Here is an 18,396-nt window from a genome sequence, read left to right as displayed (position 1 = left end):
CCGTCTGTCAACTTATGAGATGAAAGGGAGGATTAATCACATGGACTTGAAAATCTTCGACCGGATGGAGTCGGAAGTACGGGGCTATATCCGGTCGTTTCCCGTGATCTTCAGCCAGGCCAGAGGGTCGACGCTGGTCGACGAAGACGGTGGTGAGTACATCGACTTCTTTAGCGGCGCCGGTACCCTGAACTATGGCCACAACAATCCGATCCTCAAGGAAAAGCTGCTCGAGTACGTGCAGGCAGATGGCGTGGTGCATGGCCTGGACATGGCCACCAGCGCCAAGAAGCGCTTTCTCGAGACGGTCGACCGCGTGCTGCTCAAGCCGCGCAACTGGCAATACACCCTGCAGTTCACCGGCCCCACCGGCACCAATGCGGTCGAGGCGGCGCTCAAGATCGCGCGCCAGGTGAAGGGACGTCCCAATGTGATTTCCTTCACGCACGGTTTTCACGGCGTCAGCGGCGGCTCGCTGGCGGTGACCGCCAACATGAAGTTCCGCGACGCCTCCGGCTACCCGCTGGCCAATACCACTTTCATGCCCTATGACGGCTATTTCGGTCCCGACGTGGACACGATGGCGTATCTGGAGCGCATGCTGGAAGACCCCAGCAGCGGTCTGGACAAGCCCGCCGCCGTCATCGTCGAAACGGTGCAGGGCGAGGGCGGCGTCAACGTCGCCACGCTGCGCTGGCTCAAGGAACTGGACAAGCTCTGCAAGCGCCACGACATGCTGCTGATCGTGGACGATATCCAGGTCGGTTGCGGCCGCACCGGCACCTTCTTCAGCTTCGAGGCGGCCGGTATCCGTCCCGACATCATCACGCTGTCCAAGTCGCTGTCGGGCTTCGGCCTGCCGATGTCGCTGGTGCTGATGAAGCCCGAGCTCGACATCTGGAAGCCCGGCGCCCACAGCGGCACCTTCCGCGGCAACAACCTGGCGTTCGTCACCGCCACCCAGGCGCTGGAAACCTACTGGGCCAACACCGCGTTCACCGCCGAGATCCAGCGCAAGGAGCGCCTGGTGCGCGACTGGCTGGAAAACCTGGTGCACAGCTATCCCAACGCTGGCCTGTCGGTGCGCGGCCGCGGCCTGATCCAGGGCCTGGTGAGCAACGCCGAGCCCGCGCTGGCCAACCGCATCGCCGCCAACGCTTTCAAGCGTGGCGTGGTCATTGAAACCTCGGGCGCGCATGACGAAGTGCTCAAGCTGCTGCCGGCGCTGACCATCGAGGAAGAGCTGCTGACCAAGGGCCTGGACGTGATCGAAGCCAGCGTGGCCGACGCGCTGGCCGAAGAGGGGCAGTCCGCCCGCATCCTGAAATTTGGAGGAAAACGTCAATGATCGTACGCAATGTCAAAGATGTGATCGGCACCGCCGACGAAGTCCGCACCGATACCTGGGTGAGCCGCCGCGTGCTGCTCAAGAAGGATGGCATGGGTTTTTCGTTTCATGAAACCACCATCTTCCCGGGTGGCCGCACCCACATCCATTACAAGAATCACCTGGAAGCGGTCTGGTGCATCGAGGGCGACGGTTCCATCGAGACCATTGCCGACGGCAAGAAGTACGAACTCGGGCCCGGCGTGGTCTATGCCCTGAATGAACATGACGAGCATTGGCTGTGCGGCGGCAAGGAGCCGCTGCGCGTCATCTGCGTCTTCAACCCGCCGCTGACCGGCCAGGAAGTGCATGATAAAGAAGGCGTCTACGCCTTGCCTGAAGCCGAAGCCCAAGCGGCCTGATACAAGGAGGTTCGCATGATCTCACCTGCGCAGGATCCGTACGCCTCCCGTACGGATCGCAGTTCCGCCATCATTTCCCGCCAGGATCCGGTGGTCTACGAAGACGGCAAATACGCCGACGCCCTGAGCGCCGAGCAGATCGGCAGCTATGAGCGCGACGGCTTCCTGCTGCTGGAAGACCTGTTCTCCGCCGCCGAGGTGCAGGCGTTGTCGGCCGAAGTCGAGCGCATGACGCGCGACCCGTCGATTGTCCGCCGCGAAGAATCGATCACCGAGCCGGGCAGCAACGCGGTCCGCTCGATTTTCATGGTGCACGTGCTCAACCCGGTGTTGGCGCGCCTGGTGCGCGATCCGCGGCTGGTCAACGTGGCGCGGCAGATCCTGGGCTCGGAAGTCTACATCCACCAGTCCCGCGCCAACATGAAGCCGGGCTTCAAGGGCAAGGAGTTCTATTGGCACTCCGACTTCGAGACCTGGCATGTGGAAGATGGCATGCCGTCGATGCGCGCGCTGAGCTGCTCGGTGCTACTGACCGAGAACAACGATTGCAACGGCCCGCTGATGCTGGTGCCGGGGTCGCATCGCCAGTTCATCTCGTGCGTCGGCGAGACGCCCAATGAGCACTACAAGCAGTCGCTCAAGAAGCAGGAGTACGGCGTGCCGGATCCGGTCAGCCTGCAACTGCTGGTCGAACAGGGCGGTATTCGCTCCATGACTGCCAAGGCGGGTTCGGTGGTGTTCTTCGACTGCAACACCATGCATGGCTCCAACAGCAACATTTCGCCGTGGCCGCGCGCCAATGTGTTCATGGTCTACAACAGCATGGAAAACACGCTGGAACCGCCCAAGTACGGCCTGACCCCGCGTCCGGAGCATATCGCCACGCGCAAGGCGTTCAAGGCGGTGACGCCGCTGGACACGCTGAAGCTGGTTGGCGGCTGACGTCAAGGCAATCTGCCCAGGGCGCTTGCCAGCGCCCGCAGCCCAGGCCCGTGGCCTGGGTTTTTTTTCGTCCTTCCGCTATGCTCTCGGTCCTTGCCTTGCCGGAATCCGCCGCCATGTCCGCCCGTATCCTCAGCCTGCATATCTACCCCGTCAAATCCTGTGCCGGCATCGATCTGGACGAGTCGCCGCTGGATCGGGCCGGCCTGGCGCATGATCGCCGCTGGATGCTGGTGGGCGCCGACGGCCAGTTCATGACGCAGCGCCAGTGGCCCGCCATGGCCCTGATCCGCACGGCGCTCTCGGCCGACGCGCTGCGGCTGTCGGCGCCGGGCATGGCGGACCTGCTGGTGCCGCTGGATGGTTCGGCGCTGCAGGCCGATGTCGAAACGGTCGGCGTATGGAAGGACACCCTCCAGGCGCGGCGCGAAAGCGCCGCCGCCGCGCAATGGTGCTCGGACTTTCTCAAGACGCCTTGCCGCCTGTACAAGGTCGATGCCAGCGCCACGCGGCCGGCCAAGCCGGAGTGGGTGGACCAATGGAGCGCCGGCCATCCTGACCTGGCTGCCCGCTTCGGGGGCGATCACTTCTTCGGCTTTGCCGACGGCTTTCCCCTGCTGGTGGCGAACCAGGCGTCGCTCGACGATCTGAATGCCCGCCTGCGGGCCAAGGGGGTGGCGCCGGTGCCGATGGACCGGTTCCGGCCCAATATCGTGGTGCAGGGTGAATGGGAAGCCTTCGAGGAAGACCATACCGCCATGATTTCCGTGGGCGCGGTCGGCATGGCGTTCGTCAAGCCGTGCACGCGTTGCTCGATTCCCGACATCGACCCGCTCACCGCCGTGCAGCACGACGAGCCGGGCCGTACGCTGGCGGGCTACCGCAACCTGGAGATCGGGGTGGTGTTCGGCCAGAACGCGATTGTCGACGCTCCGGCCGGCGCGCGCCTGAAAGTGGGCGACGCGGTCGAGATCGAGCTGGATTTCTAGGCGACGGGGCCCGGGGGCGGAAGGACCCGGCCGCGGGCCCGGGGCTATGGTCAATGCCGCCATGTGGCGGCGGACGCCGTGATGGGCCGGTTGGTCGCGCAAAAACTATAGAATACCGGCTGCCGGCGGCAAAACCGGTTGCCGTCCGGCGGCATGCCCGCGAATGCTCGCCAGTCGCGGGCGCTTTCGCATTCATCGCATTACATCGCGTTCCGGCACGCGATACCAGGATATTCCCATCATGCAACGCATCATGCTGCGGGCCAAGCTGCACCGCGTCACGGTCACCGAAGCCGACCTCCACTACGAAGGCTCTTGCGGCATCGACGAAGACCTGCTGGACGCTGCCGGCATGCGCGAGTTCGAACGTATCGAGCTCTACAACATCAACAACGGCGAGCGCTTCGACACCTACATCATCAAGGCCGCCCGCGGCAGCGGCATCATCTCGCTCAATGGCGCGGCCGCGCGGCGCGCACAGGTCGGCGACCTGATGATCATCTGCACCTACGGGCCGATGTCCGAAGACGAATCCGCCACCCACAAGCCGCAGGTCGTGCTGGTGGACGACGCCAACCGCGTCAAGGAAATCCGCAAGTTCCCGGCCTGAGGCCGGGCCGCGCGGCGCGTCCAGCGATGCGCCGTCAACCCTGATCCCCCCTGATACGTTTCATCATGAGCTTCCAGGTCATCATCCAACCCAGCAAGCATCAATTCCCGGTCGAGCCGGGCCAGACCGTGCTCGACGGCGCCCTGGCTGCCGGCATCGTGCTGCCCTATAGCTGCCGCAACGGCGCCTGCTCCACCTGCAAGGGCAAAGTGGTGTCAGGGGAGTTCGACGCCGGCCAGTACCCCGCGCAGATCCTGTCGCCCGAGGAACTGGCCGACGGCTACACCCTGTTCTGTCAGGCCCGGCCCGCTTCCGACATGGTGGTCGAATCCACCGAAGTGCGGCTGGCCAGCGATATCCAGATCCGCAAGCTGCCTTCGCGAGTGCAGACGATGGAAAAGGCGGCGCCCGACGTGGTCGTGCTCAAGCTGCAACTGCCCGCGTCGGAGCAGTTCCGCTACTACGCCGGCCAGTACATCGAGATCATCCTCAAGGACGGCCGCCGCCGCAGTTATTCCATGGCCGGCGCGCCGCACACCGGCAGCCCGCTGGAGCTGCACATCCGTCACCTGCCCGGCGGCGTGTTCACCGACCACGTGTTCGGCGCCGGCGACACGCAGATGAAAGAGCGCGAAATCCTGCGCCTGGAAGGCCCGTTCGGGTCGTTCTTCCTGCGCGAAGACAGCGACAAGCCGATCATTCTGCTGGCCAGCGGCACGGGTTTCGCGCCGGTCAAGGCCATCGTCGAGCACATGATCCACAAGAATATCCGGCGGCCGGTCGCGCTGTACTGGGGCGGTCGGCGTCCGCGCGATCTGTACATGGACGCGCTGGCGCAGTCGTGGGCGCGTGACCTGCCGGACTTCCGCTATGTGCCGGTGGTCTCCAACGCGCTCGAGGAAGATGGCTGGAGCGGACGCGACGGTTTCGTCCACGACGCGGTGATGCATGACATCCCCGATATGTCCGGCTATCAAGTCTACGCCTGCGGCGCGCCGCCCATGGTCGATGCCGCGCGGCGCGAATTCAGCGCCCAGCGCGGCCTGCCGGCCGAAGAGTTCTACGCAGACGCGTTCACGTCCGAGGCCGATCTGGCGAAAGCCGCGACTTGATCGATATCAGGCGGCCGCCAATCGAAGGGGAGGGATCCGGCAACGACGGGTTCCTTCCCTTTTTTTGATGACGGCGGGCGTAGGCGAGGGCGGGGCGCCGGGGTAAACTGCGGTGTCATCTGGCAGCGGCTTGCCGCGGGAGGCGGACATCGTGTCCGTGGGCCCAGCGGGTACGCAGGGAGCAATGCGGGCATGAAAGTAGCGGTATTGGGTAGCGGCATCATCGGAATCTCCAGCGCCTGGTGGTTGAGCCAGGCCGGCCACGACGTCGTGGTCATCGACCGCTGCACCGGACCCGCCCAGGAGACCAGCCTCGCCAACGGCGCGCAGATCTCGGTCTCCTACGCCGAGCCCTGGGCCAATCCGCAGGCGCCCCTGAAGCTGCTCAAGTGGATGTTCCAGGACAACGCGCCGCTGCTGTTCCGTCCGCAACTGGACTGGCGTCAATGGATGTGGGGCCTGGCGTTCCTGCGCGAGTGCCTGCCGGGCCGCCTGGCGCCGAACATCCGCGCCATGGTCCGCATGGCCGAATACAGCCGCGCCACCTTGCGCGGCATGCGCGCCGAACTCGGCATCGAATACGACCACCTCGAACGCGGCATCCTGAATTTCTATCGCGATCCCCACGAATTCGAGAATTCCCAGCGCGCCGCCGGCCTGATGCGCGATTTTGGCGTCGAGCGGCGGGTAGTGTCGGCCGACGAGGTGGTCGCCATCGAGCCGGCACTGGCGCCGCATCGCGGCACCATCGTCGGCGGCGACTACACCCCCGAAGACGAAAGCGGCGACGTCCACCTGTTCACGGTGGCGCTGGCCGAACGCTGCGCGCGCGCCGGCGTCGAATTCCGCTACAGCACCCGTGTCACGCGCCTGGTCACGCAGGGCGGTGCGGTGCAGAGCGTGGAGCTGATCGAGCCCGATGGCCGCTACGCCACCCTGGCGGCCGACGCCTACGTCGTGGCGATGGGCAGTTTCAGCCCGTCGCTGCTGCGGCCGCTGGGCATTCCATGCAATGTCTATCCGGCCAAGGGCTACTCGGCCACCTTCCCGGTCCTGAAGCCGGACGGCGCGCCCACGGTCAGCCTGACGGATAGCAGCCACAAAGTGGTGTTCTCGCGCCTGGGCGACCGCCTGCGCATGGCCGGCACCGCGGAGCTGTCGGGCTATTCGCGCGAACTCAATACCGGCCGCTGCGAGGCCATGACGCGGCTGGCCCGCGAACTCTTTCCCGACGCGCTCGACTTCGAACGCGTCAGTTACTGGTCGGGCCTGCGCCCGTCCACCCCCTCGAACGTGCCCATCATCGGCCGCAGCCATATCCCCAATTTGTATGTCAATACCGGACACGGTACTCTCGGCTGGACGATGGGCGTCGGCTCGGGCCGGGCGCTGGCCGATCTGCTGAGCGGACGTCGTCCAGAACCGGAATTCCCTTTTCTTGGTCTATGAACCTATGAAGAAATTGCAATTGGCGGGCGTTGCCCGCGCACTGTTCGCCAGCCGGCGGGCATGGGTGTTTGGCGCCGCCATGGCGGTCGCAGGCGCGGTCCACGCGGCACCCGTCGAAATCCAGGTCTGGCACACCCTGCCGGACGCGAACAAGGCCGAGTTCGAGAAGCTGGCCAAGCAGTACAACAAGGAGCAGGACCAGGTCAAAGTGGTCCTGCGCGCCTTCCCGACGCAGGCGCAACTGCAGCAGGAAGCGACCGCCGCGGTCAAGGCCAAGAAGGCCCCCAACCTGGTGCAACTGAACGACAACCATTCGCCGGAAGTCGTGGCCGAGCACAAGGCGATCCTGCCGATGTACGAATTGCTGGCCAAGTATCCGGTCAAGGACCTGAACTGGTTCGTGCCGGCCACCAGCAGCTTCATTCGTGACAGCAAGGGACGCCTGCTGGCCTTCCCCTGGATGGCCGAAATGCCGGTGATGTTCTACAACACCGCCGCCTACAAGAAGGCCGGCCTCGATCCCGACAAGCCTGCCCGCACCTGGACCGGCCTGCAGGGCGAGCTGCTGAAGCTGCGCGATGTGGCCGATCTCGACTGTCCCTACGCTTCGAGCGACCAGGTGGCGATCCACCTGGAAAACCTGGCGCCGGTCAATAACCAGCCCTACACCAGCAACAACAATGGCCTTGACGCCATCACCAAGAAGAGCGCCGCGCCGGCGATGCAGTTCGATACGCTTTACATGCGCCATGTGTCGCTCATGGTCAGCTGGAAGCGTTCGCTGCTGTTCATGGCGCACTCTGCCGACAACACCGCCGACAAGCTTTTCGCCAAGGGCGAATGCGCCGTGCTGACCGGCAATTCGGGGTCGTTCGGACAATTCCTGAATACCAAGTCGCTGTCGTTCGGCGTGGCGCCGTTGCCGTATTACGATCAGATCACCAAGAACGGCGGCCAGCCGTTCGTCAGCGGTTCGGCGCTGTGGGCGCTTGGCGGCCATCCGCAGGCCGAAGAGAAGGCCACGGCGCAGTTCCTGGCCTGGCTGTCCAAGCCTGTCATTGCGGCCGAGTGGCACCAGCGGACCGGCTATCTGCCGCTGACCGAAGCCGCCTTCCGCGCCTCGGACGTGTCGTTCTACAAGCGCATCCCCGGCGCCCAGGCGGTGGTCGCGTCCATGAGCAACCGTCCGGCGGCCAACAGCCGCGGTTTCCGCATGGCCCACTATGACCGCATCGAGCCGGTGTTCAACCAGCAGCTCAACGATGCGTTCGACGGCAAGACGCCGCCGGTGGCGGCGTTGAACAACGCGGCCAGCCAGGCGCGCAGCATCGCCGCGCAGCGTTAAGGCCACGCGCATCGGCTGGCGCGATCGCACCGGCCGCTACCCGTCCGCAAGCCCGGTTGCCAGACCGGGCTTTTTGCTGCCCGGAGCCGGTGGGGCAATCCGGTCCATGCGTATATGCCGATCTACCCGCGCGGCGGGCGCGCCGCCACCATGTCGCCGAGGCGGCCCGCTGTCGGATCGCCATGACCCGGGGAGGCGATGCCATGATACGGAAACTTGTTCTGACAGCCGCGTTGGCGGTATTGGCCGGGTGTGCGCCATTGTCCGGCCCGGGGGCGTTTGCCGGTCCGGCTTGGCGCGCGGGCGAGCCGGCCGCGCATGGGTTTCACTTCGGTTGGCGCCTGTCCGGCGATGCCGCGGTGGCGCCCATGCAGGTGTTCGACGATGGCCGCGAGACCTGGCTGCAATTCGCGCCGGGCCAGGCGGTACCAGCCATTTTCGGCGTTGGGCCGGGCGGCGAGCGGGTGCTGCCTTATGCCCGGCGCCCGCCTTACCTGGTGCTGGCGGGCAGTTGGGAGGCCCTGACATTCCGGGGCGGTCGCCTCGCCGCGCGGGCGCGGCGCGTGTCGGACGGCGACGGCCGGACGTTCCCTAAGGTGCAAGCCGCCGACAACCCTCTATAATCAACGATTCGCCTAAATCCTGCTTCATCCACGATGAAATCCTCCGAGATTCGCCAGCAGTTCCTGCAATTTTTCAAGTCCAAGGGACACACCATCGTTCCTTCGTCGTCGCTCGTGCCGGGCAACGATCCGACCCTGCTTTTCACCAATTCGGGCATGGTCCAATTCAAGGACGTCTTCACGGGCAAGGAATCGCGGTCGTACACGCGTGCCACCTCGTCGCAGCGCAGCGTGCGCGCGGGCGGCAAGCACAACGATCTGGAGAACGTGGGCTACACCGCCCGGCATCACACGTTCTTCGAAATGCTGGGCAATTTCAGCTTCGGCGACTACTTCAAGCGTGACGCCATCCAGTACGCCTGGGAACTGCTGACGCAGGTCTACAAGCTGCCGGCCGAGAAGCTCTGGGTCACCGTCTACCAGGAAGACGACGAGGCCTATGACATCTGGGCCAAGGAAGTCGGCGTGCCGGCCGAGCGCATCATCCGCATCGGCGACAACAAGGGCGCGCGCTACGCGTCGGACAACTTCTGGCAGATGGCCGACACCGGTCCCTGCGGCCCGTGCTCGGAAATCTTCTACGACCACGGTCCCGAGATCTGGGGCGGCCCCCCGGGATCGCCCGAGGAAGACGGCGACCGCTATATCGAGATCTGGAACCTGGTGTTCATGCAGTTCGAGCGCGATGCCGCCGGCAACATGACGCGCCTGCCGCGCCCCTGTGTCGATACCGGCATGGGTCTGGAGCGCATCGCGGCCGTGCTGCAGCACGTCCACTCCAACTATGAAATCGACCTGTTCCAGCACCTGATCGCCGCCGCCGCGCGCGAAACCGGCGTCAAGGACCTGGAAAACAATTCGCTCAAGGTCATCGCCGACCACATCCGCGCCTGCTCGTTCCTGATCGTCGACGGCGTCATCCCCAGCAACGAAGGCCGCGGCTACGTGTTGCGCCGCATCGTGCGCCGCGCGCTGCGCCATGGCTACAAGCTGGGCCAGACCAAGCCGTTCTTCCATCGCCTGGTGCCCGACCTGGTCGCCGAGATGGGCGAAGCCTATCCGGAACTCGCCGCCACCGCCGAGCGCGTGGCGCAGGTGCTCAAGCAGGAAGAAGAACGCTTTGGCGAAACGCTGGAGCACGGCATGCGCATCCTCGACGGCGCGCTGGCCAACGTGCCCAAGGGCGGCCAACTGGATGGCACCACGCTGTTCACGCTGTACGACACCTACGGCTTCCCGGTGGACCTGACCGCCGACATCTGCCGCGAACGCGAGGTCGACGTCGACATGGCTGGCTTCGAGGTCGCCATGGAACGCCAGCGCGACCAGGCCCGTGCCGCCGGCAAGTTCAAGATGGCCGAAGGGCTGAGCTACGAAGGCGCGGAAACGCGTTTCGAAGGCTACGAAAAACTCGAGCTCGGCAACGTCAAGGTCACCGCCCTGTACGTTGACGGCACCCAGGTGCAGCAGGTTCAGGCCGGCCAGAGCGCCGTGGTGGTGCTGGACGCCACCCCGTTCTACGCCGAGTCCGGCGGCCAGGTCGGCGATACCGGCCTGCTCGAAGCCGTCGGCATGCGTTTCGCTGTGGGCGACACCCTGAAGATCCAGTCCGGCGTGTTCGGCCATCATGGCACGCTCGAAGAGGGCAAGCTGGCGGTGGGCGACACCGTGCTGGCGCGCGTGGACGCGGTGCGCCGCGCCCGCACCGTGCGTAACCACTCGGCCACCCATCTGATGCACAAGGCGCTGCGCCAGGTGCTGGGCGCGCACGTGCAGCAGCGCGGCTCGCTGGTCGACCCCGACAAGACCCGGTTCGACTTCGCGCAGGACGCGCCCCTGACCGCCGAGCAGATCGCCCGCGTCGAGGCCATCGTCAATGCCGAGATTCTCGCCAACCAGCCCACCGTGGCCCAGGTCATGGCCTATGACGACGCCGTCAAGGGCGGCGCCATGGCGCTGTTCGGCGAGAAGTACGGCGACACCGTGCGCGTGCTCGACATCGGCTTCTCGCGCGAATTGTGCGGCGGCACCCATGTCGGCCGCACCGGCGACATCGGCCTGTTCAAGATCGTGTCCGAAGGCGGCGTGGCCGCCGGCGTGCGCCGTATCGAGGCCATCACGGGCGACAACGCCCTGGCCTGGGTGCAGAACCAGAGCGCCTTGCTGACCCAGGTGGCCGGCATGCTGCGCAGCACGCCCGCCGACCTGCCGGCCCGCATCGCGCAGGTGCAGGACCAGGTCAAGCAACTCGAAAAAGACCTGGAGCAATCGCGCAGCAAGCTCGCCGCCAGCGCCGGCAACGATCTTGCCAGTTCCGCTGCCGTCGAGCTCAAGGGCATCAAGCTGCTGGCCGCCAGTATTGGCGACGTCGATCCCAAGGCCCTGCGTGGCATGGTCGACAACCTGAAGGATCGCCTCAAGCCCGCCGTGGTGCTGCTGGCCACCGGCTCGGCCGACGGCAAGATCAGCGTCGTCGGCGGCGTCACGGCCGACCTGACCGGCCGTATCAAGGCTGGCGACCTGGTGGGCTTTGTCGCCAGCCAGGTAGGCGGCAAGGGCGGCGGCCGTCCGGACATGGCCATGGGGGGCGGCACCGACCTCGCGGCCTTGCCGGCCGCGATCGCCAGCGTGCAGCAGTGGGTCGATGAGCGCCTCTGACATGGGCGGCGCGGCGCCGTCCTTCGATCAGGAAGTGGATGCCAGCGGGCTGACCTGCCCGCTGCCCATCCTGCGCGCCAAGAAAGCCCTGGCGCAGATGGAAAGCGGGCAGGTGCTGCGTGTCGTTACCACCGACCGCAACGCCATCCGCGATTTCCAGGCGTTTTCGCGGCAGACCGGCAATGTGCTGGTCGCGCAACACGAGGCCGATGGCCGCGGCGTGCATTTCCTGCGCCGCCGCTAGCGCCGCGCTGGCGGCTCGGCCCATGACTCCGGTCGGGTGTGGCACAGGATGACGCATTCCGATTGCTGCAATCGGGTGTATGCTTGGCTCGTACTGGCCAAGGCGGGCTTCGGCCCGCATTTTGTTTTGTAGAATGCCGTATGCGGCGTATATGTCGCGTTTTCGCGCATGAATCGCGCCGCTCTCGCAGGATTCGGCTTGGGCATTTGCCAGCTGGCATGTTTAAGTGCTAGAATTTCCCGTTTTTCACAACTAATTCAAGGGATTACCTATGGTGGTGATTCGCCTGGCCCGCGGTGGGTCCAAGAAGCGTCCGTTCTACAACCTGGTGGCCACCGATTCGCGCAACCGTCGCGACGGCCGCTTCATCGAGCGCGTGGGTTTTTACAACCCCGTCGGCAACGACGGCGCTGAAAATCTGCGCATCTCGCTGGATCGCGTGCAACACTGGACCAGCAACGGCGCCCAGCTGTCGCCGGCCGTCGAGCGTCTGGTCAAGGACTACTCGGCCAAGGTTTCCGCCGCGGCTTGATGCCCGCGTCGCACGCCTGAACCTTGCTAGTTTCCAGCTACGCTGTACGAAACCGATAGCCCGACATGTCTGATGCCGCTACTTCCAACGCGGCGCCTGCGGACTTGATCGAGCTGGGCCGCATCAGTGCGGCCTACGGTGTGAAAGGCTGGGTCAAGGTGCAGCCGCATTCGGCCAATGCCGAAGTGCTGCGCTCAGCTTCTCAATGGTGGTTGACTCGCCCTGTGCCTGAATTGGCGCGGGGCGCTGTCGCGTCTGTGCCTGTCGCATATAAAGTCGTGCAAGCCCGTTCGCAGGGGGCCACCGTGGTGGCGCAACTGGCGGGCATTTCCGATCGCGACCAGGCCGAAGCGTTGCGCGGGTTTTCCGTGCAGGCGCCGCGGGGTTCCTTCCCCGCGCCCGAAGAAGACGAATACTACTGGGTCGATCTCATTGGTTGTTCGCTGTACACCACGGCGGCAGGCGAGGCCACGCTCATCGGCGTGGTCGACGAGGTCTTCGACAACGGCGCCCACGCCGTTTTGAAGGTCTTGCGCCAGAAGGAAGGGGCCAGCGGCCCCGAGACCATTCTCAACGCCAAGGGAAAGCCCGCCGACATGCTCGTTCCGTTCGTGCGCGCGCACATCCAAGCCGTCGATCTGGCCGCGCGCCGCATCGACAGCGACTGGCCCGCGGATCTCTGATGCGCATTGACGTCGTGACGCTCTTTCCCGAGATGTTCGGGGTGGTGCGTGACCTCGGCGTCACCGGCCGGGCCCACGCCCAGGGCCGTTGGGCCCTGCATGCGTGGAATCCGCGCGATTTCACCAGCGATCCCCACCGTACCGTGGATGACCGCCCCTATGGGGGCGGCCCCGGCATGGTGATGATGGCCGCGCCGCTCGAAGCGGCTGTCAATGCCGCCCAGGCGGCGCGCCAGGCGCAGGGCCTGGGGCCGGCGCCGGTGGCCTTGCTCGCACCCGTCGGCAAGCGCTACGACCAGGCTGGCGCCGAGGCGCTGGCCGCCAGCGATGGCCTCATTCTCATCTGTGGTCGCTACGAAGGTGTCGACCAGCGCTTCATCGAGCGTTGCGTCACGCATGAGATTTCCCTCGGCGACTTCGTCCTGTCGGGCGGGGAAATCGCCGCGCTCGCGGTTATTGATGCTGCGGTGCGCCTGCTGCCGGGCGTGCTGAACGATGGCGATTCGGCGCTGCAGGATTCTTTCAACAAGACCTTGTCCGGCTTGTTGGACAGCCCGCATTACACCCGCCCCGAGGTCTACGAAGGCGTATCCGTGCCGGCACCGCTGCTGAGCGGTCATCACGCCAATATCCTGCGTTGGCGCCGCGAGCGCTCGCTGGCGCTGACTGCCGCGCGCCGTCCCGAGTTGATCGAATCCGCCCGCGCCCAGGGTGGGCTGTCATTGGCCGACGAACGTTTCCTGGCGGAATTGGCCGGTGAGCCGCTGCCGCCGTTGCCCGCGAAAAGGCGCCGGAGCGCCAAGCCCAGGACCGCCTGAATCAGGGCGGTCCGCGCGCCATCCCGCGCGCCGCTTCCTCTCTCATTCCCTTTTTGTATTGCGCCATCGCACCCGCGCGCGGCCGGGCGCGGGCATCGCCGTCGGCATCCGGGATTGGCCTTGCGCAAATTCCGGCTGCCGCGGTCGTCCAGCCTGCTGCCCTAGGGATGCTCCTAGGTTGTGGTGTCCCGTCCGGCTCCTTAGTATTGAAAATTATATAAAAATGAAATTTTCAAATGAGCCAATCTTCTTTCGTTGCGCGTGACGATGCGTCGCTGTCCAAGCCGGCGCTGGCGGCGGGTCGCCCCGAATCCGCGGTCGACATGTGGTTGGGCCAGCAATTGCGCCAGTTGCGCAAGCAGCATGGCCGCTCGCTGGCGGATGTGGCGCAGGCCTGCGGCATGTCGGTGGGCTTGCTCAGCCAGATCGAGCGCGGCCTGAGTTCGGCTTCGGTCAAGATGCTGCACCAGCTGGCGCGCGAATTCGGTGTTTCCGTCAATACGTTGCTGCGCAATGCCGAACACACCGAAGTCGAGGATGGCGGTCGCGTCGCCCGTGCCGGCACGCATCGCTACATCGATCTGCGCGAGAAGGGCATCGTCAAGGAGATGTACACGCCGCCGGCCTGCCGCAGCATGGATCTTTGCCGCGCCACTATCGAGCCAGGCGGCTCCACCGGCAACGAACTGTTCGTGACCGGGCAAGGCGAGCAGATCGGGGTGGTGGTCAAAGGAGCGCTCGAATTATGGGTGGGCGACCGTGTCGTGCTGCTCAACGAGGGGGACAGCTTCTGTTATGCCAGCAGCACGCCGCGTCGCTGGCGCAATCCCGGGTCGCAGGTGACCGAGGTCATCTGGGCCATCTCGAATATCAATCAGACCGCGGGGGATGGGGTGCAACCGCCGTCGTGAACGCGCGGACGGTAGAGCGGCGCGATGACGCAGGGCAATCATCCGCCTTCCGGGCCGGACCCGGGTTTTTTTCGCCAAGATGAGGAAATGTCATGAAATTCAAGACTCTGGTTGTCTCTGTATTCGCAGCGCTGTCCACGGCTACGGCCGCGCAGGCCCAAACGGTATTGAAGGTCGGGTCCACGCCAACCGGCAGTCCATTTACCTTTCTGGACACCAAGACCAACTCCATCGAGGGGGTGATGGTCGATATCATCAAGGCGGTCGGCAAGGAGGCCGGTTTCGGGGTGCAGATCGAACCCATGGCGTTTTCCGCCCTGATCGGTTCGCTGACCTCCAAGCGCATCGACATCGTCTCGGCCGCCATGTTCATTACGCCCCAGCGCCAGCAGGTGGTGAGTTTTTCCGAGCCGGTCTACCGCTATGGCGAGGGCCTGATGGTGCTCAAGAGCGACAACAAGGAATACAAGTCTTTCGCCGACATGAAAGGCATGACGGTGGGCGTGCAGGTGGGTACCGCCTTCGTCGAGCCGATCCAGAAGAGCGGCATGTTCAAGGAAGTGAAGCTCTATGACAACCCGCCGGACATGATGCGCGACGCCAATGCCGGCCGCATCCAGGGCGGTTTCATGGACTATCCCATTGCCGCCTATATCCTGACTCAGGGCAACTATCCCAACCTGAAGATGGCGCAGTCCTACCAGCCTACCGTCATGGGCAGCCTGGGGCTGGCCACGCGCAAGGACGATACCGCCTTGCTCGAACGCATCAACAAGGCGCTGGCCAAGTTGAAGGCCGATGGCGAAATTGACCGGATCCTCAAGAAATGGGGGCTGGGCGCCAGCTGATGCGTGGCGGCCGGCGCCGCCCGGTTCGGCTGCCGGCAGACTTGTGGGGCGGCGCGTCCGTCCCGGCCGCGCCGTGCGCGGCGGCTTGATGAGTGCGCCTCGCCGCATGCGGGTGGGGCATTTCCCTGTGTCAACCGGTCCTGGCCGGGATGGATGGAGTCATGACGGAATTCTTCAAAGACGCGGTGGAGTACCTGCCGATATTGCTGGAGGGCGCCAAGCTCACCATCCTGGTGACGCTGGGCTCGCTGGTGTTGTCCACCGTGCTGGGGCTGGTGTGGGCACTGATGCGCGTGTCCGGCAACAAGTACCTGTCCAAATTCAGCGCGGGCGTGATCAATCTGCTGCGCGGCATTCCGATCATCGTATTGCTCTTCTACATCTACTTCGTGATGCCGGACATGGGCATCGCGCTGACGGCGCTGCAGGCCGCCATCATCGGCCTGGGCATCGCCTACTCGGCCTACCAGGCCGAGAATTTTCGCGCCGGCATCGAAGCCATCGACCGCGGCCAGATCGAGGCGGCCATGGCGATGGGCATGAGCTGGAGCATGACCATGCGCCGCGTGGTGCTGCCGCAGGCCGTCAAGATCGTGCTGCCGCCCTACGGCAACATCATGATCATGATGCTGAAGGATTCGTCGCAGGCCTCCACCATCACGGTGGCCGAGCTGGCATTGCAGGGCAAGCTGATCGCGGTGTCCACCTTCAAGAATGCCACCGTGTTCTCGCTGGTGGCGCTGATGTACCTGGTGATGTGCGTGCCGCTGATCCTGCTGGTGCGGCATCTGGAAAAAAGGAGTGCCGCCAAATGATCGAACTCAAAGGCGTGCGCAAGAGCTTCGGCTCGCTGGAGGTGCTCAAGGGCATCGACGCCGAGGTCCGCAAAGGCGAGGTGGTATGCGTGATCGGGCCTTCCGGATCGGGCAAATCCACCATTCTGCGTTGCATCAACGGCTTGGAGCGCTACAACGCCGGGCTCATCACCGTGGATGGCGAACGGGTGGATTGCGACGCGCCGTCCATCGTTTCCATCCGCACGCAGGTGGCGATGGTGTTCCAGCGCTTCAATCTCTTTCCCCATCGCACCGCGCTGGAAAATGTGGTGGAAGGGCCGATCTATGTGAAGGGCGAGCCGCGCGCGCGGGCGCTCGAGCACGGCCGCGAACTGCTGGCCAGCGTCGGCCTGGCGGACAAGGCCGATGCGCACCCGCCGCAATTGTCCGGCGGCCAGCAGCAACGCGTGGCCATTGCGCGGGCGCTGGCCATGCAGCCCAAGGCGATCCTGTTCGATGAGCCGACCTCGGCGCTCGATCCGGAATTGGTGGGCGACGTGCTGGGCGTGATGCGCAAACTGGCCGAAGCCGGCATGACCATGGTCGTCGTGACGCACGAGATGAGCTTCGCGCGCGAGGTGGCCGATCGCGTCATGTTCTTCGATGGCGGCGTGATGGTGGAGCAGGGCGCCGCCCGTGAAGTGCTGAATCATCCGCAGCACCCGCGCACGCAGGATTTCCTGCGCCGCGTGCTGCATCCCATGTAAGGAACCATCATGTCGCAGACGCCGTTTCCGCTTGCTCCTTCGCTCTGGGCCGCCACCGCGGCGCCGCCGCCGGACACGCAGCCGCTGGCGCAGTCCGCGCAGGCCGACGTGTTGGTGGTGGGGGGCGGTTACGCCGGCCTGAGCACGGCGCTGCACCTGGCCGAGCAAGGCGTGCGCGTGGCGCTGCTGGAGGCGCGCGAGATCGGCTTTGGCGGTTCCGGGCGCAATGGCGGCCAGGTGATTCCGGGCCTCAAGTACGATCCCGATGCGCTGGTTTCGATGTTTGGCGCCGAGCGCGGCGAACGGCTGGTGCGTTTTGCCGGCGCGACCGCCGACGCGGTTTTCAACCTGATCGAGCGGCATGCGATGGACGTGCCGCACGTGCGCCGTGGCTGGATCCAGGGGGCGCATAACCCGGCGGCGCTGAAGCTGGCGCATGCCCGCGCCGCGCAATGGGCGCGTCACGGCGCCGATGCCCAGCCCCTGGACAAGGCCGAGGTGACGCGCCTGATCGGCACCGACCGCTATCTGGGGGGATGGGTCGACCGGCGCGCGGGCGCGGTGCAGCCGCTGAGCTATGCGCGCGGGCTGGCGCGCGCCGCCTTGAATGCCGGCGCCGTGATCCATACGGATACCCCTGTCACCCGGCTCCAGCGCGAGGGCGGCAAGTGGGTTGCCACCACCGCAGGCGGGGCCCGCGTGACGGCCGAGCGCGTGGTGATGTGCACCAATGCCTACGGCGCCGACCTGCTGCCCGGCCTGAAGCCTTCGATCATCGACGCCAATACCTTCCAGGTGGCCACCCCGCCGTTGCCCGAGCGCGTGCGCGCGGGCATTTTCCCGGAAGGCCACGTCACATCCGACACCCGCAACCTGCTGCTGTATTTCCGTCTCGACCACCAGGGCCGCCTGCTGATGGGCGGGCGCGGGCCGTTCCGCGAGCCCCGCGGCGCGCAGGACTGGGCCCATCTCGAAAGAGTGATGGTGAAGATGTTCCCGCAAGTGGCCGGCACGCCGTTCGAATACCGCTGGTGCGGGCGGGTCGCCATTACCCGCGACTACCTGCCGCATCTGCATGAACCGCAGCCCGGCCTGTTAGTGGATATTGGCTGCCAGGGCCGCGGCGTGGGGTTACAGACCAGCATGGGGCGCGCGATGGCGCAATACCTGGTCAGCGGCGATCCCAAGGCGTTGCCGGTGCCCTTGTCGCCAATAAAGCCGTTTCCGCTCTATGGCTTGCGCCGGCTGTATGTCAATGCCGTGGTGACGTGGTACCGCATGACCGACGGCGGCGTCTAGCCCGCCACGGCGTGGCGTAAAAAAGCCCCGGACAGGGGCCG

19 protein-coding genes are annotated in these 18,396 nt (G+C 65.4%); all 19 read left to right on the top strand.

Annotation, left to right across the window (positions count from 1 at the left end; translation table 11 throughout):
- Positions 1 to 40: 40 nt before the first annotated feature.
- The 19 genes from ectB (at position 41) to K2W61_RS26965 (ending at position 18,355) form a co-directional block, all read left to right on the top strand.
- Entirely contained in the window at positions 41 to 1,348 is a 1,308-nt protein-coding gene (ectB, locus tag K2W61_RS27055; RefSeq protein ID WP_175134081.1) for a diaminobutyrate--2-oxoglutarate transaminase, read from the top strand.
- Positions 1,345 to 1,749, top strand: a complete 405-nt coding sequence (locus tag K2W61_RS27050; RefSeq protein ID WP_006387829.1) for an ectoine synthase — start codon at positions 1,345 to 1,347, stop codon at positions 1,747 to 1,749. Before ectB ends, K2W61_RS27050 begins: the two co-directional genes overlap by 4 nt.
- 15 nt (positions 1,750 to 1,764) lie before the next feature.
- Positions 1,765 to 2,691: an ectoine hydroxylase gene (gene thpD / locus K2W61_RS27045; RefSeq protein WP_175134082.1), complete on the top strand. Its 927-nt coding sequence runs from the start codon at positions 1,765 to 1,767 to the stop codon at positions 2,689 to 2,691.
- A 116-nt stretch (positions 2,692 to 2,807) separates the two neighbouring features.
- A complete protein-coding gene (locus K2W61_RS27040) occupies positions 2,808 to 3,680 on the top strand; it encodes an MOSC domain-containing protein (protein ID WP_175134083.1) in 873 nt (290 codons plus the stop codon).
- 241 nt (positions 3,681 to 3,921) lie between these two features.
- Complete coding sequence (panD, locus tag K2W61_RS27035; protein ID WP_175134084.1) at positions 3,922 to 4,290, top strand: aspartate 1-decarboxylase; 369 nt, start codon at positions 3,922 to 3,924, stop codon at positions 4,288 to 4,290.
- 65 nt (positions 4,291 to 4,355) lie between these two features.
- Complete coding sequence (locus K2W61_RS27030; RefSeq protein WP_175134085.1) at positions 4,356 to 5,402, top strand: CDP-6-deoxy-delta-3,4-glucoseen reductase; 1,047 nt, start codon at positions 4,356 to 4,358, stop codon at positions 5,400 to 5,402.
- A gap of 192 nt (positions 5,403 to 5,594) precedes the next feature.
- A complete protein-coding gene (locus tag K2W61_RS27025) occupies positions 5,595 to 6,851 on the top strand; it encodes a D-amino acid dehydrogenase (RefSeq protein WP_175134086.1) in 1,257 nt (418 codons plus the stop codon).
- Positions 6,852 to 6,855: 4 nt separating this feature from the next.
- Complete coding sequence (locus K2W61_RS27020) at positions 6,856 to 8,196, top strand: extracellular solute-binding protein (RefSeq protein ID WP_236756924.1); 1,341 nt, start codon at positions 6,856 to 6,858, stop codon at positions 8,194 to 8,196.
- 203 nt (positions 8,197 to 8,399) lie between these two features.
- Entirely contained in the window at positions 8,400 to 8,819 is a 420-nt protein-coding gene (locus K2W61_RS27015) for a TrbG/VirB9 family P-type conjugative transfer protein (RefSeq protein WP_175141736.1), read from the top strand.
- Between the two features lie 33 nt (positions 8,820 to 8,852).
- A complete protein-coding gene (gene alaS / locus K2W61_RS27010) occupies positions 8,853 to 11,477 on the top strand; it encodes an alanine--tRNA ligase (RefSeq protein WP_236756923.1) in 2,625 nt (874 codons plus the stop codon).
- Positions 11,464 to 11,721: a sulfurtransferase TusA family protein gene (locus K2W61_RS27005; protein ID WP_175134090.1), complete on the top strand. Its 258-nt coding sequence runs from the start codon at positions 11,464 to 11,466 to the stop codon at positions 11,719 to 11,721. Before alaS ends, K2W61_RS27005 begins: the two co-directional genes overlap by 14 nt.
- Before the next feature lie 271 nt (positions 11,722 to 11,992).
- Positions 11,993 to 12,253 carry a 30S ribosomal protein S16 gene (rpsP, locus tag K2W61_RS27000; RefSeq protein WP_175134091.1) on the top strand — a complete coding sequence of 87 codons (261 nt, stop codon included), beginning with the start codon at positions 11,993 to 11,995 and terminating at the stop codon, positions 12,251 to 12,253.
- Positions 12,254 to 12,318: 65 nt separating this feature from the next.
- Complete coding sequence (rimM, locus tag K2W61_RS26995) at positions 12,319 to 12,936, top strand: ribosome maturation factor RimM (RefSeq protein ID WP_175134092.1); 618 nt, start codon at positions 12,319 to 12,321, stop codon at positions 12,934 to 12,936.
- Entirely contained in the window at positions 12,936 to 13,754 is an 819-nt protein-coding gene (gene trmD / locus K2W61_RS26990; RefSeq protein ID WP_175141734.1) for a tRNA (guanosine(37)-N1)-methyltransferase TrmD, read from the top strand. Before rimM ends, trmD begins: the two co-directional genes overlap by 1 nt.
- A gap of 236 nt (positions 13,755 to 13,990) precedes the next feature.
- Complete coding sequence (locus K2W61_RS26985) at positions 13,991 to 14,665, top strand: helix-turn-helix domain-containing protein (RefSeq protein WP_175134094.1); 675 nt, start codon at positions 13,991 to 13,993, stop codon at positions 14,663 to 14,665.
- Between the two features lie 92 nt (positions 14,666 to 14,757).
- Positions 14,758 to 15,513 (top strand): ABC transporter substrate-binding protein, encoded by a 756-nt coding sequence (locus tag K2W61_RS26980; RefSeq protein WP_175134095.1) that lies wholly within the window; start codon positions 14,758 to 14,760, stop codon positions 15,511 to 15,513.
- A 161-nt stretch (positions 15,514 to 15,674) separates the two neighbouring features.
- Positions 15,675 to 16,328 (top strand): amino acid ABC transporter permease, encoded by a 654-nt coding sequence (locus tag K2W61_RS26975; RefSeq protein WP_236756922.1) that lies wholly within the window; start codon positions 15,675 to 15,677, stop codon positions 16,326 to 16,328.
- The gene (locus K2W61_RS26970) at positions 16,325 to 17,056 is read left to right on the top strand and encodes an amino acid ABC transporter ATP-binding protein (RefSeq protein ID WP_175141732.1); all 732 of its coding nucleotides are present in this window, start codon (positions 16,325 to 16,327) and stop codon (positions 17,054 to 17,056) included. The genes K2W61_RS26975 and K2W61_RS26970 overlap by 4 nt, the downstream gene beginning before the upstream one ends.
- A 9-nt stretch (positions 17,057 to 17,065) precedes the next feature.
- Complete coding sequence (locus K2W61_RS26965; protein WP_175134098.1) at positions 17,066 to 18,355, top strand: NAD(P)/FAD-dependent oxidoreductase; 1,290 nt, start codon at positions 17,066 to 17,068, stop codon at positions 18,353 to 18,355.
- The last annotated feature ends 41 nt before the right edge of the window (positions 18,356 to 18,396 follow it).

It is taken from the genome of Achromobacter pulmonis (assembly GCF_021733725.1).
Classification (GTDB): Bacteria; Pseudomonadota; Gammaproteobacteria; order Burkholderiales; family Burkholderiaceae_B; genus Achromobacter; species Achromobacter pulmonis.
The sequence above is the reverse complement of the archived record's forward strand: the minus strand, read 5'-3'. Positions and strand labels throughout refer to the sequence as shown.